Here is a 15,671-nt window from a genome sequence, read left to right on the forward strand (position 1 = left end):
GACTCCGGGTGATCCGGGTGACCGGGAGGTTCCGGGCGGCTTCGCGATGCCCGCCGACCTTGCGCCGCCCACCGACCTGGCGGTTCCCTGTGTCCCCGCACAGCCGACTTCGGGCTCGGCCCCGCGAACGGCTCCCGCCCCCGAACCCCGAGCCGCGTCGGCACCATGGCGATCCGCCCCCGCACAGCGGCGCGAGCAGGCGCCGCGACCTGGGTCGGCATCATCATGGCCTGAGCCGACGCCGCGACCGACCTCGGCCTCAGCGCGCCCTCAGCCGGTACCCCCATCCGGGCCGACGCCGCGACCGACCTCGGCCTCAGCATGCCCCGAGCCAGCACCCCGATCCTGGCCGACCCCGCGACCGACCTCGGCCTCAGCGCACCCCGAGCCGGCGCCCCGACCCGCTCCGGCTTCAGCGCGCCCGGTTTCGGCGTCGGCACCGCGAGCTGCCTCGGCATCCGTATCGCCCCGGGTTCCCCGTCCCGCCCAACTGCCGCCGGCCCCGGTCCACTTCACCGGCCGTGCCCCCGTCGCCGACGACCTGCGCCGGATCCTGGTCCCACCGGCGCACCCCGGACCTGGTGTCACCGTCGGCGCTCCCGTCGCCGTGATCCACGGCATGCCCGGTGTGGGCAAGAGTGCCCTGGCGCTGCACGTCGCCCACGCTCTCCGGGGCCGCTTCCCGGACGGTCAGCTGTACGTCGACCTGCACGGCAGCGTCTCCGGGGCGCCCCCGCTCACCCCCGCCCACGCCCTCACCGTCCTGCTGCGCGACCTCGGCGCCGACCCGCTCCGCATCCCCGAACACCCGGACGAGGCAGCCGCGTTACTGCGTTCCCTGCTCGCGCCGACCCGCACCCTGCTGGTCCTGGACGACGCCGAAGGCGCCGCGCAGATACGGCCGTTGCTCCCGGCGGGTGCCGGCTGCGCCGTGATCGTCACCAGCCGGTCCCCGCTGACCGTCCTCGACGGCGCCCGGCGCTTCCCCCTCACCCCCCTGACCGGCGGGGAGAGCGCCGAGCTGTTGCGGACCGTCTCCGGACGGGACGGCCTCGACGCGGCCCACCCTCTCGTCGAACTCACCGGCCGCCTCCCGCTCGCCCTGCGCGTGGTCGCCGCCCGGCTCGCCGCCCGCCGGGCCCTCACTCCGGACGTGCTCGCCGCTCAACTGGCCTCCGCCGACAGCAGGTTGCCGCACCTGGAGTACGACGACCTGAGCGTCCGCCGCTCCCTGGCCGGCGCCCATCACGCGCTGCACACCTCCGCCCGCGAGACCGACCGCGACGCGGCCCTCGCCCTGCGCCGCATCGGCACCCTGGACCTCCCCACGTACGACGCGCCGCTCCTCGCCCGCCTCACCGCGACCGGCGAACACCGCGCCGGGGCAGCCCTGGACCGCCTCGTCGACGTAGCCCTCCTGGCGGAGACCGCGTACGGCCACTACGCACCCCACGACCTGGTCAGGGACTACGCCCGTGAACTGGCCGACGCCGAGGCCGAAGCGGCAAGCGGCGACCCGGCGGCCGGCCAGGGTTGACGCGCGTCACTTGGCGTCGGCATAGCACTCCACCACCGCCGTACTGAACGGAAACCGCACCGGCGTGTCGCCGAACGTCAGCCGCCCCGCCAGCTCCGCCGCCTCCCGGATCGCCGCCACGACCGTCTCCGCCTCCTCCTCTGGACAGTGCACGATCACCTCGTCGTGCTGGAAGAAGACCAGCTCGGCGGCCATCCCCGCACAGGTCCGGCGCAGCGCGGCGAGCAGCAACAGAGTCCAGTCGGCGGCGCTGCCCTGGACGACGAAGTTGCGCGCGAAGCGGCCCCGGGCACGGGAGTTGGAGGAGGCGTACCCCGGCACCCACTCCTGCGCGCCCGTACCTCCTGTGCCGCCCGTGCCTCCCGTGTCCCCGCCGGGGCCGGCGCCCTCGTCCTCCGGGAGCGGGATGCCGGCCTCCTCCACCGAGTCGTCGTTGGCCCGCACGGCAGGGGGACACGTACGCCCGAGCCACGTCCGCACGAGCCGCCCCTCCTCTCCCGCGCGCGCCGCCTCGTCCACGTACGCCACCGCCTTCGGGAACAGGCGTCTGAGCGCGGCGAGGTTCTTGAGGCCGTCCCCGGAGGTCTGTCCGTACACCGCGCCCAGCACGGCGAGTTTGGCCTGCTCCCGGTCGCCGGAGAACGCCCGGTCGGAGACGGACTGGTAGAGGTCGGTCTCCCGCCCCGCGACCTCCATCAGCCCGGGATCGCGCGAGATGGCGGCGAGGACACGCGGCTCCATCTGGTCGGCGTCGGCGACGACGAGCCGCCAGCCCGGGTCGGCGACCACGGCCCGCCGGATCACCTTGGGGATCTGCAGCCCGCCCCCGCCGTTGGTGACCCAGCGTCCGGTGACCGTCCCGCCCGCGAGGAACTCGGGTCTGAACCGCCCGTCCCGTACCCAGTCATGGAGCCAGGACCAGCCGTGCGCGACCCAGATCCGGTACAGCTTCTTGTACTCGACAAGGGGCTTCACCGCCGGATGGTCGATGCTCTCGATCTCCCATCTCCGCGTGGACCGCACCTTGATCCCGGCCTGCGCGAAGGCCTTGACGACATCGGCGGGCAGATCGGGCCGCACCCGGCGCCCGAACGCCGTCGACACCTCGTCCGCCAGCTCGGCGAGCCGCCGGGGCTCACCCCCGCCCGCGTACCGCTCGCCCAGCAGTTCGTGGAGCAGGCCGCGATGGACGTCCGCGCTCCATGGCAGACCCGCCGCGTTCATCTCGGCGGCCACCAGCATCCCCGCCGACTCGGCGGCCGTCAGCAGCCGCATCCGGTCCGGGTGCGCGGTCGCGTCGTGCCGCCGCTGCTGGTCGGCGTACACCTCGGCGAGGTCCGTCAGCGGCAGATGGACGCTCTGGGGCTCGAAGAGCGGTGACTGCGCACCGGGTTCGGCGGACCGCTGCGGCGGATCCGGCGGTACGGGGCCACCACGCAGCCGGGCGAGGGCCGCCGCCGCCGACCGGGGTTCGCCGAGCCGCCCCTCGTGCCCGAGCAGGAGCGTCTCGGCGTCCTCGATGTCGTAGCACCGCTCTACTCGCACCCCCGTGGCGAGCAGTCGCGGATAGACCTCGGGGGTGGACCGCCACACCCACCGCGTGACATCGGGCCGGTCACGGACGGCCGCGCCGAGATCCGCCTCCCGCCGCACCGGCCCGGCGGGCAGCCCGTCCGGACCGAGGGGGGCGATCTCCACGCCACCGTCCTCGGCCGGAGCGAGCGCCCACCGCTCGGCCGTCTCCGCCACGCCTGCCATTCCACGAGTGTGGCAGCAGGGTCTGACAACGCCCCCGACCAGCGCTTTCAGTACTTTCCGTCAGTACTTTCAGGCAAGTGCTCTCAGCCCTGCTCGCCGAACTCCACCTTGATCCTGGCGAGGGCCGAGACGACGTACTCCTCCGTCGCCGCCTTGGTGAGACCGAGGCCGGACAGCACCCCCTCGCCGTTCTCGAACTCCAGCAGGGCGAGCAGGATGTGCTCGGTGCCGACGTAGTTGTGGCCCAGACGCAGGGCCTCGCGGAAGGTGAGCTCCAGCACCTTCTTGGCGTCGGAGCCGTACGGGACGAGTTCCGGTACCTCCTCGACGGCGGGCGGCAGCGCGGCGGTGGCGGCCTGGCGCACGGTGTCGAGGAGGATGCCCTGGGCGGTGATCGCCTTGGCGGCCACGGCCTCCGGCTCGGCGAGCAGACCGAGGACCAGGTGCTCGGGGCGGCCTTCGGGGTTGCGGGCGGCGATGGACTCGTTGTGGGCGGCTGCCACGGTGTTGCGGGCCCGCGGGGTGAACCGCTGGAAGCCCTGGCTGGGGTCGAGGTCGACGGACTCCTTGGGCACGAACCGCTTCTGCGCGGCCTGCCGGGTGACGCCCATGCTCCTGCCGATGTCGGTCCAGGAGGCACCGGAACGCCGTGCCTGGTCCACGAAGTGCCCGATCAGATGGTCGGCCACCTCGCCGAGGTGATCAGCGGCGATCACCGCGTCCTGAAGCTGTTCGAGGGCGTCGGTGTGCACTTTCTTGATGGCCTCGATGAGGTCGTCGAGGCGTACGGAGGCCCGGATGGGCTCGTTGGTCGTCATGTGTCAACCGTAGGTTGTCACCCCCGGACTGTCAACCCGAAGTTGACAGTCAATGTCGACGGCATGAAACGATCGACGGGTGACCAGCAGCAAGCCCTCTCCGCCCGGCACCGTCGAACGCGCCTTCCGGGCCGCCCTGTACGCCGACACGGACACCTCCCTCGACACGGGCGCGTCCCTGCTCGCCGCCGACCCGGCAGCGGACGCCGAACTCGCCCGGCACGGCGAGGAGTTCGTGGCCTCGGCCTGGCGTAGGGGCTGGCAGCCGGCCGACCTCGTACGCCTCGTACGGCGCGAACTGGACGACGTACACGTACGCCTGGTGTCGGCGCTGATCAGTGCCCAGGCGCCGAACGACCGGGCCCGGGGCCGCCGCTGGACGGAACAGCTGACCGACCTCGCCGTGACGCCTGCCCCACCGCGCGCGGACCGCTTCACCCACGCGACGACCGTCCTGGAGCTGTACCGCCTGCTGCTTGGCCTGCCGACGCTGGAGTCCCTGGACGAGCAGCCGGCGGTGGCGGGGGAGGGTGCCCGTCCGGAGCGCCCGGAGTCCCGCATGCTCACCCGTATCCGCGCGCTGCTGGCGAAGGCGGAGGCGACCGGGTTCCCCGAGGAGGCCGAGGCGCTGAGCGCGAAGGCCCAGGAACTGATGGCCCGGCACAGCATCGACGAGGCCCTGCTCGCGGCGGGCGCCCCGGCGGGCGACGCCCCGCGCGCGCGGCGCCTGGGTGTGGACGCCCCGTACGAGGAGGCCAAGGCGGTCCTTCTGCACGCCGTCGCCGACGCGAACCGCTGTCGAGCGGTGTGGAACGAGGCCCTGGGCTTCTCCACGGTGGTGGGTTTCGAGCCCGACCTGGAGGCGGTGGAACTCCTCTACACGTCCCTGCTGGTGCAGGCCACGACGGCGATGACCAAGGCGGAGGCCGCGCAGCGGGCGAAGGGCCGCAACCGGACGAAGACCTTCCGTCAGTCCTTCCTGGCCGCCTACGCCCACAAAATGGGCACCCGCCTGGCCGCCACGGCGGCAGCGGAGACGGCGGACGCGGCGGCGACCCGGACCACCGGCCCCCTGCTCCCGGTCCTGGCCACCCGGGACCTGGCGGTCACCGCCCACCTGGACCAGATGTTCCCCACGACCACGACAACCCGCCTGCGAGGCGTGACCGACGAGGCGGGCTGGACAGAGGGCACCGCAGCGGCGGACCGGGCGGCACTGCACACGCGCCCGCACCTGCCGGGCGCGTAGGCCGACGAGCGCCCGCCCGCACGTTCAGCCTGTCCTGCGCTTGAGGGCGAGGCCGTTCAGGCCGACAGCGGGGGTCTGGGGGCGGCAGCCCCCCCAGGAGCGGATGGGACGGGTATGGGCGGCGGGGGCGAAGAAACCCTCAGGACCCCAGCCCCGCCGTGGGCAACCCCGAAGGAAGCTGTCCGCCCTGCGACTTCGTGTACGTCTCCGTGCCGAGGCCGCTCTCCCAGGTGATCTTCATCGACGTCTTGTCGACGGAGTCGACCATCCCCTCGGCCCGGTCCTTGCTCCCGTCCGAGCACGTCAGACGGACCATCTGCATCCCCGACTCCTGGCCCGCCGTCCCGCTGCACACGGTCCCCCCGGTGGCGAACAACCCCGCCTTCGCCCCGGTGACCACCAGCGCCACGGCACTGCCCTTGCTGGTGGTCAGCCAGCTGCCCACCAACGCGCTGTCCGTAGTGGTCGAGCCGCTACTGCCGTCACCGTTGCCCGCGTCGGAGGGCGACGGCGAGTCCGTCGAGGCCGACGAGTCCGTACCGCCGCTCGCCGACCCGCCGTCGGACCCTCCGTCACCACTGCACCCGGCAAGCAGCAGCACAGCGGCCACCCCGGCCGCCGAGGCCACACCAGCCCTGCGCGCCAGCACGCGCGCGTACGTCACCGAAGTCACCGGGAAGCTCCCAACCAGTAGCCGCTAGCGATAGTCGTACGACCGCACGACACGACCGCAGCAAGCTACCAGGAGGACTTGCGCACCCCCGGAAGGAATCCGGCATGAGCCTGTTCCCGCAGGCCGACCCGGGACAGTCCGAACGCCCGGAAGTACCCGCGGGGCCGCCCGTCCACCTGGTCCCGGTTGCGCACGCGCGTGGCGCTCGCGTCACGCGGCTGCCGTTCCAGCTCCCGCAGCGCCGCCGCCCGTTCCGCGTCCGTCGAGGACGGCAGCCGGACGATCTCCTTCAGCTCGGCCCGCCGCTGGGCGTACCGGGCGACGATCTCCTGCCGCTTCTCGTTCTTCGCGATCTTGCTCTTCTTCGCCATGTCGCTACCGCCTCGGTCCCTTTCGTTCCTTCCGGCCGTCAGACCTTGACCCCACGGGCCCGGATCCGGGCCACCGCCGCCTCGACGCCGATCGTGTCGACGGTCTTGATCCCCTTCGTGCTCAGCCGCAGCCGGACGTGCCTGCCCTCGCTCGGCAGCCAGTACCGCTTGGACTGGATGTTGGGGTTGAACCGACGGGACGTCCGCCGGTGGGAGTGGCTGATGGTGTTGCCGAAGCCCGGCTGGGCGCCGGACAGCATGCAGTGGGCGGACAAGGTGACGCACCTCTCCCGGTGAGGTTATGCAAATGGAAGTCGTTTTCAGTAAGGTACCAGTATGGCTCGCAACGAACTCCGGCCGGTCATCAAACTCCGGTCCACGGCCGGGACCGGCTTCACCTACGTCACCCGCAAGAACCGCCGTAACGACCCGGACCGCATGACCCTGCGGAAGTACGACCCGGTCGCCGGCCGTCACGTCGACTTCCGAGAGGAGCGCTGATCAGCCGTCATGCGTGAAGGAATCCACCCGGCGTACGGGCCCGTCGTCTTCCGCGACCGGGCCGCGAACCACGCCTTCCTGACCCAGTCCACGATGACCAGCGAGAAGACGATCGACTGGGAGGACGGCAACACCTACCCCGTCGTCGACGTCGAGATCTCGAACGTCAGTCACCCCTTCTACACCGGCACGGCCCGCGTTCTGGACACGGCCGGCCGCGTGGAGCGCTTCGAGCGCCGCTACGGCAAGAAGGACTGAGGAAACACACGTGCAGGTGCATGAGCTCTCCGTGGCGATCGTCGGTGGACTGCACGCCGACGCCCGCAAGGCCGCCGTCGCGCGGCTGCTCGCCGACGTGCCCGGCAGCGTCGCGCTCCACCACGACCTCGCCACGGCCGTCGCCGGCACGGTCGTGCGGACCGTCAGCGACGCCGGCGGCATCCTCTCCGCGGGCGAGGCGCCCCTGGTCAACGACTGCGCGTGCTGTGCCCTGCGCGAGGACCTCGTCCCGGAGCTGCGGCGGCTCGCGGACGCCGGGCAGGCCCGGCTGGCGATCGTCGAACTGTGGGACTCCGTCGAGCCCAAGGCGATGGCCGAGGTGGTGACGGCCGGCGGTCTCACGGTCACCGGCGTCCTCACCGCCGTCGACCCGGCGCTGCTGCTGCCGTACCTCGGCAACGGTGACGACCTGGCCGAACGCGGCCTCGCCGCCGCGGCCACCGACCAGCGGACGGTCGCGGACACCTTCGCCCGCCAGCTGGAGTACGCCACCGTCCTCGCCCTCGTCGACTCCCCGGACGCCGACGACGAGGACCGCGAGCTGCTCGCGCAGCTCCACCCGACTGCCCGCCAAGATTCGACGTCGAGGCCGCCGACGCGGCCCAGCACCCGGCGTGCGCGCTGCTGCCGGCCGAGGCCGACGCGCACGGCGTGTCCACCCTCGTGTGGCACCGGCGCCGCCCCTTCCACCCGGAACGGCTGTACGAGGCGCTGGAGGACCTGACCTGTGCCGCCGCGCGCAGCCGGGGCCGGTTCTGGCTCGCCGACCACCCCGACACGCTGCTCCACTGGGACGCGGCGGGCGGCGCGCTGTGCGTGGAGAGCGCGGGCCCCTGGCTCGCCTCGCTCCCGGACGCGGCCTGGGACATGGTCCCGCCCGTGCGCCGGGCCGCCGCCGCTCTCGACTGGCACCCCGAACACGGCGACTGCTGCCAGCACCTGGTGTTCACGTCCCCAGGCCTCGACCGCGACGGACTCGAACAGCTCCTGGAGTCCTGTCTGCTCACCGACGCCGAGTACGCCGGCGGGCGCACCGCCTGGAAACGACTGCCGCCCGCCTTCGACACCCTCCTGGAGGTCTGACCCCGCCATGGCCCGCAAGATCGAACGCAAGCCTCTCAAGGCCCGCCCCAACCCGCTGGACGCGGCCAAGATCACGTACATCGACTACAAGGACACGGACCTGCTGCGGAAGTTCATCTCCGACCGCGGCAAGATCCGCAGCCGCCGGGTCACCCGTGTCTCGGCCCAGCAGCAGCGCCTGCTCGCCCGCGCGATCAAGAACGCCAGGGAGATGGCCCTGCTGCCGTACGTGTCCCGGTAGCCGCCGCGACCTGCGCGATCTCGTCGCGCGCCCTCGCCGGGCCCCACCCGCACCCCTGTCTCCGTATGCCCCAGGAGGCGGGGGTGCGGGCATGCGGGGGAACGTGCGGGGGCGCGCGTGCGTCAAGGTGAGTAGTGGCGCGAACACCCCGCGTGCACGTGCATCTGCTCGCGCATATGCGCATGCATACGCCTGTGTATTCGCCCATGCGTCTGCACGTGAACAGAGTTATGATCCCGGCACAGTTGACCACCGCATCAATGGCCTCATCAGCCAGTGCACCACCAGGGAGCGACCTGTGGACCACGACGTGTACGGCGTTGGCATAGCCGATGAGTCCGGCGTGTACAACGGCATGGCCGCCGCGCGGCTCGACGGGGTCGCCGCCTGGCAGAAGAGCCGGCACAGCAACTCCCAGGGCTCCTGCGTCGAGTTCGCGCGGCTGCCCGGCGGCGACGTGGCGGTGCGCAACTCGCGCTTCCCCGACGGGCCGGCGCTCGTCTACACGCGCGCCGAGATCGAGGCCATGCTCCTGGGCATCAAGGACGGCGAGTTCGACCACCTCACCGCGAGCTGACCGCCCTGCGCCCGTCTCCGCCCCGGAGCCGGGACAAGTGGGGCGTAACGGCCGTGCCGTAAGCGGTGACGCGCGTAGAAGCGGAGCCCGGGGAAACGCCGCGATGCCTCACTCGGCGGAGTGCACCCCGAAGAGCGCCCAGACGACCTTGCCGCCCAGCGTGCCCGAGAGCGGGTGCCAGCCCCAGCTGTCGCTGAACGAGTCGACGAGGAACAGACCGCGCCCCGACTCGGCCGAGAAGTCCTCCGAGAACTCCTCGGCGTCGTACGCCACCGGGCACTCCCGGCTCGGGTCGCGCACCGCGCACACCAGCCGCTCGGTCCAGCGCATCAGGTGCAGCCGGATGGGCGGCTCCTGGAGCGACACGTGCGGGGGATCCGTGGGCAGGGCGTGCCGAAGAGCGTTGGTGACCAGCTCGGAGACGACCAGGCAGACATCGTCCAAACGGTCGCCGATGTCCCACTGTGTGAGCGTTCTGCGGCTGAACTGCCGTGCCTCGCGCACCGCTTCGTAGCGGGCGGACAGTGCGCACGACGCCGCGTTGGACACGGTCGAGGGATCCAGTGGCGGAAGCCCCTGCCTTAAAGGCTCGAGCATGGTCGATCCATTCATCCCCATGCGAGGCACTCCCGGGAGATCGCGGTCGTTGCGATGCAGTCCTTGCGATGCAGCGGTGGCGCGAGACCATGGTTTCCGATGCGTACGGCGGATGCAAGGGCAGATGCACGTGCACGCGCCTGAATTGGACCCACCCGTACCACTTCTTGGTCATTTTTTCCGCCAACTTTCCACCTCTGGCCGGTCTTCCCCTTGCCTCCGCCTGTGCGTACGCTCTGACGTCTTCCCATTTGAGTAACCGGACGAGTACTGCTCGGAGTGTTTTAGTGGCAGACTGCGGCCCCTGGAGAGGTTGGGGAGGGTGACGAACGTGAGCGCGGGAGAGCCGGGATCGGTGGTGCGGCGCATGTTGCTCGGATCACACCTGAGGCGACTGCGTGAGGCGCGGGGCATCACGCGTGAGGCGGCGGGTTACTCGATCCGCGCCTCCGAATCGAAGATCAGTCGTATGGAGCTGGGCCGGGTGAGCTTCAAGACACGGGACGTCGAGGACCTGCTGACGCTGTACGGCGTCAACGACGAGGCCGAGCGCAACGCGCTCCTCTCGCTCGCCAGGGAGGCCAACGTCGCGGGCTGGTGGCACAGTTACTCGGATGTGCTGCCCAACTGGTTCCCCACCTACGTGGGCCTGGAGGGCGCGGCATCGCTGATCCGCGCCTATGAGGTGCAGTTCGTGCACGGTCTGCTGCAGACCCCGGCGTACGCGCGTGCGGTGGTCGAACGCGGTATGAAGGGCGCGAGCCCCGCCGACATCGAGCGCCGTGTCGCCCTGCGCATGGAGCGGCAGAAGTACCTCCACTCCACCGGCGGCCCGGAGTTCCACGTCGTCCTGGACGAGGCGGCACTGCGCCGCCCGTACGGCGACCGCGAGGTGATGCGCGGCCAGCTCCAGCACCTGATCGAGATCTCCGAGCGGCCCAACGTACGGCTGCAGATCATGCCGTTCGGCTTCGGCGGGCACTCGGGCGAGAGCGGCGCGTTCACGATCCTGAGCTTCCCGGAGTCCGACCTGTCCGACGTGATCTTCCTGGAGCAGCTCACCAGCGCGCTGTACCTGGACAAGGCGGAGGACGTCACCCAGTACGAGAAGGCGATGAAGGAACTGCAGCAGGACAGCCCCGGTCCCGACGAGAGCCGGGACCTGCTGAGGGGCCTGCTGCAACTCTCATGACCGGGGTCACCTGATGATCCCCCAACTCTCTTTGGACGCACGTACGATGACGTGCGATCAGACCGTGATACGGGATTGAGGGATTGAGGGTTCGCATGCCATCGCTCGAGTACTACTTCACCGATCTCGCGCAGCAGTACATCGGCGGTGAGTGGCGCCCGGGCACCGGCTCCTGGGACATCATCGACTTCAATCCGTACGACGGCGAGAAGCTCGCCTCGATCACGATCGCCACGGTGGACGAGGTCGACGAGGCGTACCGAGCCGCCGCCGCGGCCCAGAAGGAATGGGCCGCGACCAATCCGTACGCCCGTCGCACGGTCTTCGAGAAGGCTCTGCGCATCGTCGAGGACCGTGAGCCGGAGATCGCCGCGGCGATCATCGCCGAACTCGGCGGCACGCACCTCAAGGCCGGCTTCGAGCTGCACCTCGCCAAGGAGTTCCTGCGCGAGTCGATCCGCCTGGCGCTGATCCCCGAGGGGCAGATCGTTCCGTCGCCGGTCGAGGGCAAGGAGAACCGCGTCTACCGCGTCCCGGTGGGCGTGGTGGGCGTGATCAGCCCCTTCAACTTCCCCTTCCTGCTCTCCCTGAAGTCGGTCGCCCCGGCGCTGGCACTCGGCAACGGCGTCGTCCTCAAGCCGCACCAGGACACCCCGGTCGTCGGCGGCTCCCTGGTCGCGAAGATCTTCGAGGACGCGGGCCTGCCGCCCGGTCTCCTGAACGTCGTCATCACGGACATAGCCGAGATCGGCGACGCGTTCATCGAGCACCCCGTCCCGAAGGTCATCTCCTTCACCGGCTCGGACGCCGTCGGCCGCCACGTGGCCGCGGTCTGCGCCCCCCTCTTCAAGAACGTGGTCCTCGAACTGGGCGGCAACAGCGCCCTGGTGGTCCTGGAGGACGCGGACATCGACTACGCGGTCGACGCGGCGGTGTTCAGCCGGTACGTCCATCAGGGCCAGGTCTGCATGGCCGCGAACCGTGTCCTGGTGGACCGTTCGATCGCCGCCGAGTTCACCGAGAAGTTCGTGGCCAAGGTGAGGTCCCTGAAGGCCGGCGACCCCAGCGACCCGTCCACGGTCATCGGCCCGGTGATCAACTCCTCCCAGGCGGAGGCGATTTCGGGTGTCGTACGACGGGCGCTGGAGGAGGGCGCGACGGCCCTGCTGCACGGCACGACGACGGACAACCTGGTCGAGCCCTCGGTCCTGACCGACCTCCCCGCCGACTCGCCCCTCCTCCAGCAGGAGATCTTCGGCCCCGTGGCCCTCCTCGTCCCCTTCGACGGTGAGGACGAGGCTGTCCGCCTCGTCAACAACACCCCGTACGGCCTCAGCGGCGCCGTCCACACGGCCGACGTCGAACGGGGCATCGCCTTCGCCAGACAGATCGACACGGGAATGTTCCACGTCAACGACGGCACGGTCCACGACGAGCCCCTGGTCGCCTTCGGCGGCGAGAAGTCCTCGGGCATCGGCCGTCTGAACGGGGAGGCGACAGTGGAGGCGTTCACGACGCGGAAGTGGATCTCGGTGCAGCACGGGCGGAGCCTCTTCCCGTTCTAGACGGGCACGGAGAACCTCGTAGAACCTTTTGGGCGACGCGGGGGCTTGCGGACAGAACCTGACCGCAAGCCCCCGTAACTTCGTCGGTGTCAGGCAGCGAAGCCCGCACGACCCGATGAAAGGCGGCCCACCATGGTCACCCACGTCCCCTCCGAAGCGCCCGGCGACGAGCTCGGAGCGCTTCTCTCCTTCATCGAGGAGCAGCGTGGCGGTATCCGGCGGGCCCTGCTGGGCCTGACCGAGGAGCAGGCGGCGAGCAGGCCAAGCGCCAGTGAGCTGTCCCTCTCCGGGCTGCTCAAGCATGTCGCCGAGGTCGAGCAGGGCTGGATCGCGCGGGCCAAGGGCGAGGCGCCGGACGTCGCGCGGGACGAGTCGAACTGGCACGAGTGCTTCGTGCTCGTCGAGGGGGAGACCGTCGCCTCGCGGCTCGCCTACTGGGAGAAGGTCGCCGCCGAGACCGAGGCGTTCCTGCGGTCCGTACCGAGCCTCGACGACACGTTCGCGCTGCCGCCGGACCCGTGGTTCCCGCCGGAGGGCCGGGTCTCGATGTGCTGGCTGGCGCTGCACCTGATCCGCGAGACCGCCCGGCACGCCGGTCACGCCGACATCATCCGTGAGTCCCTCGACGGCGCCACCGCCTTCGAGCTGGTGGCCCGGGAGCAGGGCGCCTGACATCGGGGTCCTACTGTGGACCGCATGTCAGCGATCCGTCTCCTCGTGCTCGGTGCGGTCCGTCAGCACGGGCGGGCCCACGGCTACCAGGTGCGGGGCGACCTGGAGTACTGGGGCGCGCACGAGTGGTCCAACGCCAAGCCCGGCTCGATCTACCACGCGCTCAAGCAGATGGCCAAGCAGGGGCTGCTGCACGCGCACGAGATCGCGCCCTCCACGGCCGGCGGCCCGCCCCGCACGGAGTACGAGATCACCGACCTGGGCACCGAGGAGTTCCTGCGGCTGCTGCGCGAGGCCCTGACCTCGTACGACCAGAAGATGGACGTCAAGTCGGCGGCCATCGGCTTCATCGTCGACCTGCCGCGCGACGAGGCGGTGACCCTCCTCAAGGAGCGCACCCGGCGCATCGGTGAGTGGCGGTCCTCGGTCACCGAGCACTACGTGCCCGAGGACGGCCCCGAACAGCTCGGCCACATCGGCGAGATCATGAACCTCTGGATCCACACGGCCGACGCCGAGGTGGAGTGGACGCTGGGTCTGATCGCCCGGATCGAGAGTGGGGCGTACACCTTCGCGGGGGAGGGTGAACCGTTCGTCGGCGTCCTGGCCGAGGGCGATGAGAACCCGTACGCGACGGGGGAGAAGCACCCCGAGGACGCTCGCTAATCAAGTTTGACCAATGGACTCCGGCGAGTTACTCTCGGGCAGGTGCTCAAGTTTGACTAGTAAGTTGGATCGATAAGGAGGGCTCTGTGGCCGATGCGGCGATCACCGTCGAAGGCGCACACAAGAAGTACGGCGACACCCTGGCACTGTCCGGCCTCGATCTCCTGGTCGCCCGCGGCACGGTGCACGGGGTGCTCGGGCCGAACGGCGCGGGCAAGACGACCCTGGTCCGCATCCTGTCCACGCTCCTCAGGCCCGACGGCGGCCGGGTCGAGGTGGCCGGCCACGACGTGCTGACCGAGGCCCGGGAGGTCCGCCTCCGCATCGGCCTGCTCGGCCAGCACGCGGCGCTCGACGAGGAGCTGAGCGGCCGGCAGAACCTGGAGATGTTCGGCCGCCTCCACCACCTGGGCGCCCGCCACGCGCGCGTGCGGGCCGACGAGCTCCTCGACCGCTTCGGGCTCGCGGACACCGGCCGCAAGGCGGCCAGGCACTACAGCGGCGGAATGCGCCGCCGCCTCGACCTCGCCGCCTCCCTCGTCACCGACCCGGAGGTGCTGTTCCTCGACGAACCGACGACCGGCCTCGACCCGCGCGGCCGGACGGAGGTGTGGACCGCGGTCCGCTCCCTCGTCGGCGGCGGTACGACGGTCCTGCTCACCACCCAGTACCTGGAGGAGGCCGACCAGCTCGCCGACCGTGTCTCGGTCGTCGACCGGGGCCGGGTCGTCGCCGACGGCACACCGGACGAGCTGAAGGCCGCCACGGGCGGCGACCGCATCGACGTCGTCCTGCGCGACGCGGGCCAACTGGGCGCTGCCGTCGCCCTGTTGCCCGTCCCCGCCGAGGGCGTCTCGGTGGACCCCGACCGGCGGCTCCTGAGTGCCCAGGTCACCGACCGCATGGCGGCACTCTCCGGGGTCGTAAGGGCCCTGGAGGCGGCCGGGATCGAGGCCGAGGACATCGCCCTGCGGCGCCCGACGCTGGACGAGGTGTTCCTGGACCTCACCGGGGGCGACGAGCGGGCCAAGGAGGCCGTGTGACGACGTACGAGACGTACAGGGCGACCGGTGGGCCGGGCACGCGCGCGTTGGCCGACTGCTGGACCATGACCCGTCGCGAACTCGCCCACTGGGCACGGCAGCCGGTCCAGGTGCTGGTCGGGCTGGTCTTCCCGGTGATGCTGCTGCTGATGTTCGGCTATCTGGTCGGCGGCGGCCGGGGCGTCGCGGGCGACTACGTCGACTTCCTGGTCCCCGGCATGCTCGTCCTCACCATGGCCTTCGGCCTGGAGGGCACGATGCTCGCCGTCACCCAGGATCTCAACAAGGGCGTCATCGACCGCTTCCGCTCGATGCCCATGGCCAACGGTGCGGTGCTGGTGGGCCGTTCGGCCGCAGACATGCTCCAGTCGGCGCTGGGACTCGCCGTGATGCTCGCGGTGGGGTACGCGATCGGCTGGCGCGCCCACGGGGGCGTGGAGGCCCTCCTGGGGGCCGTGGGCCTGCTCCTGCTCTTCCGGTTCGCCATGCTGTGGATCGGCATCCACCTGGCCATGGTGGCCGGAAAACCGGAGCTGGTGCAGGCGGTCCAGATCCTGGTCTGGCCGGTCGGCTTCCTGTCCAACGCCTTCGCCGTCCCCGAGTCCATGCCGGGCTGGCTGGGCACGGCCGTCCAGTGGAACCCGATGTCCCAGACGGCCACCGCGGTACGCGATCTGTTCGGCAACCCCGGCGGCGAACCGGGCCACCTCTGGGCGGCCGTCGCCTGGCCGCTGGCCCTGCTGGCGGTCTTCTTCCCGCTGGCGGTACGGAGGTTCGGCCGCCTGAGCCGCTGAGCGTTCCGCTGGATGCGCGGTGATGCACCTGCGGGCCGGTGGGACCTGGTCGCGC

At 71.1% G+C, this 15,671-nt stretch carries 17 protein-coding genes and 2 pseudogenes; 13 read left to right on the top strand and 6 right to left on the bottom strand.

Annotated elements, in window-relative coordinates:
- Nucleotides 1–397 precede the first annotated feature (397 nt).
- Nucleotides 398–1,537 (top strand): annotated as a pseudogene (locus IEY89_RS29255) (NB-ARC domain-containing protein); the annotation flags it as partial.
- A gap of 6 nt (nt 1,538–1,543) precedes the next feature.
- On the opposite strand, the gene IEY89_RS29260 reads toward IEY89_RS29255, so the two are convergent.
- Nucleotides 1,544–3,295: a bifunctional 3'-5' exonuclease/DNA polymerase gene (locus IEY89_RS29260; RefSeq protein ID WP_189150521.1), complete on the bottom strand. Its 1,752-nt coding sequence runs from the start codon at nt 3,293–3,295 to the stop codon at nt 1,544–1,546.
- Between the two features lie 83 nt (nt 3,296–3,378).
- Nucleotides 3,379–4,113 carry a Clp protease N-terminal domain-containing protein gene (locus IEY89_RS29265; RefSeq protein ID WP_189150522.1) on the bottom strand — a complete coding sequence of 245 codons (735 nt, stop codon included), beginning with the start codon at nt 4,111–4,113 and terminating at the stop codon, nt 3,379–3,381.
- Between the two features lie 79 nt (nt 4,114–4,192).
- Here IEY89_RS29265 and IEY89_RS29270 point away from each other — a divergent pair, with 79 nt between their 5' ends.
- Entirely contained in the window at nt 4,193–5,362 is a 1,170-nt protein-coding gene (locus IEY89_RS29270) for a DUF2786 domain-containing protein (RefSeq protein WP_189150523.1), read from the top strand.
- Nucleotides 5,363–5,501: 139 nt separating this feature from the next.
- Here IEY89_RS29270 and IEY89_RS29275 read toward each other — a convergent pair whose 3' ends face one another.
- From IEY89_RS29275 to rpmB, 3 genes are all read right to left on the bottom strand, one after another.
- Nucleotides 5,502–6,035 (bottom strand): hypothetical protein, encoded by a 534-nt coding sequence (locus IEY89_RS29275; RefSeq protein ID WP_189150524.1) that lies wholly within the window; start codon nt 6,033–6,035, stop codon nt 5,502–5,504.
- Between the two features lie 65 nt (nt 6,036–6,100).
- Complete coding sequence (gene rpsN, locus IEY89_RS29280; protein WP_189150525.1) at nt 6,101–6,406, bottom strand: 30S ribosomal protein S14; 306 nt, start codon at nt 6,404–6,406, stop codon at nt 6,101–6,103.
- Between the two features lie 38 nt (nt 6,407–6,444).
- Nucleotides 6,445–6,681, bottom strand: a complete 237-nt coding sequence (rpmB, locus tag IEY89_RS29285; RefSeq protein ID WP_189150526.1) for a 50S ribosomal protein L28 — start codon at nt 6,679–6,681, stop codon at nt 6,445–6,447.
- Nucleotides 6,682–6,742: 61 nt separating this feature from the next.
- Between rpmB and rpmG the strand changes: the two genes are divergently transcribed.
- From rpmG to IEY89_RS29310, 5 genes and pseudogenes are all read left to right on the top strand, one after another.
- Nucleotides 6,743–6,907 (top strand): 50S ribosomal protein L33, encoded by a 165-nt coding sequence (gene rpmG / locus IEY89_RS29290; RefSeq protein WP_015658813.1) that lies wholly within the window; start codon nt 6,743–6,745, stop codon nt 6,905–6,907.
- Between the two features lie 9 nt (nt 6,908–6,916).
- Nucleotides 6,917–7,165, top strand: coding sequence for a type B 50S ribosomal protein L31 (locus IEY89_RS29295; protein WP_189150527.1), 249 nt, complete (start codon nt 6,917–6,919; stop codon nt 7,163–7,165).
- Between the two features lie 16 nt (nt 7,166–7,181).
- A pseudogene (locus tag IEY89_RS29300) lies at nt 7,182–8,269 on the top strand (CobW family GTP-binding protein).
- A 7-nt stretch (nt 8,270–8,276) separates the two neighbouring features.
- Complete coding sequence (rpsR, locus tag IEY89_RS29305; RefSeq protein WP_006376563.1) at nt 8,277–8,510, top strand: 30S ribosomal protein S18; 234 nt, start codon at nt 8,277–8,279, stop codon at nt 8,508–8,510.
- Nucleotides 8,511–8,808: 298 nt separating this feature from the next.
- A complete protein-coding gene (locus tag IEY89_RS29310) occupies nt 8,809–9,087 on the top strand; it encodes a DUF397 domain-containing protein (RefSeq protein ID WP_189150528.1) in 279 nt (92 codons plus the stop codon).
- Between the two features lie 108 nt (nt 9,088–9,195).
- Here the strand turns inward: IEY89_RS29310 and IEY89_RS29315 are convergent, their stop codons facing one another.
- Complete coding sequence (locus IEY89_RS29315) at nt 9,196–9,705, bottom strand: ATP-binding protein (protein WP_189150529.1); 510 nt, start codon at nt 9,703–9,705, stop codon at nt 9,196–9,198.
- Nucleotides 9,706–10,039: 334 nt separating this feature from the next.
- On the opposite strand from IEY89_RS29315, the gene IEY89_RS29320 reads away from it, so the two are divergent.
- From IEY89_RS29320 to IEY89_RS29345, 6 genes are all read left to right on the top strand, one after another.
- Nucleotides 10,040–10,876: a Sco1979 family transcriptional regulator gene (locus tag IEY89_RS29320; RefSeq protein ID WP_506004853.1), complete on the top strand. Its 837-nt coding sequence runs from the start codon at nt 10,040–10,042 to the stop codon at nt 10,874–10,876.
- Between the two features lie 95 nt (nt 10,877–10,971).
- Nucleotides 10,972–12,441 (top strand): aldehyde dehydrogenase family protein, encoded by a 1,470-nt coding sequence (locus tag IEY89_RS29325; protein ID WP_189150531.1) that lies wholly within the window; start codon nt 10,972–10,974, stop codon nt 12,439–12,441.
- 132 nt (nt 12,442–12,573) lie between these two features.
- Nucleotides 12,574–13,113, top strand: a complete 540-nt coding sequence (locus tag IEY89_RS29330) for a DinB family protein (RefSeq protein WP_189150532.1) — start codon at nt 12,574–12,576, stop codon at nt 13,111–13,113.
- A 24-nt stretch (nt 13,114–13,137) separates the two neighbouring features.
- Complete coding sequence (locus IEY89_RS29335) at nt 13,138–13,779, top strand: PadR family transcriptional regulator (RefSeq protein ID WP_189150533.1); 642 nt, start codon at nt 13,138–13,140, stop codon at nt 13,777–13,779.
- Between the two features lie 86 nt (nt 13,780–13,865).
- On the top strand, nt 13,866–14,822 hold the full coding sequence (locus tag IEY89_RS29340; RefSeq protein WP_189150534.1) for an ATP-binding cassette domain-containing protein: 957 nt from the start codon (nt 13,866–13,868) through the stop codon (nt 14,820–14,822).
- Between the two features lie 65 nt (nt 14,823–14,887).
- A complete protein-coding gene (locus tag IEY89_RS29345) occupies nt 14,888–15,616 on the top strand; it encodes an ABC transporter permease (RefSeq protein WP_189150602.1) in 729 nt (242 codons plus the stop codon).
- Nucleotides 15,617–15,671: the final 55 nt, after the last annotated feature.

Origin of the sequence: Streptomyces lacrimifluminis (assembly GCF_014646095.1) — a bacterium.
Classification (GTDB): Bacteria; Actinomycetota; Actinomycetes; order Streptomycetales; family Streptomycetaceae; genus Streptomyces; species Streptomyces lacrimifluminis.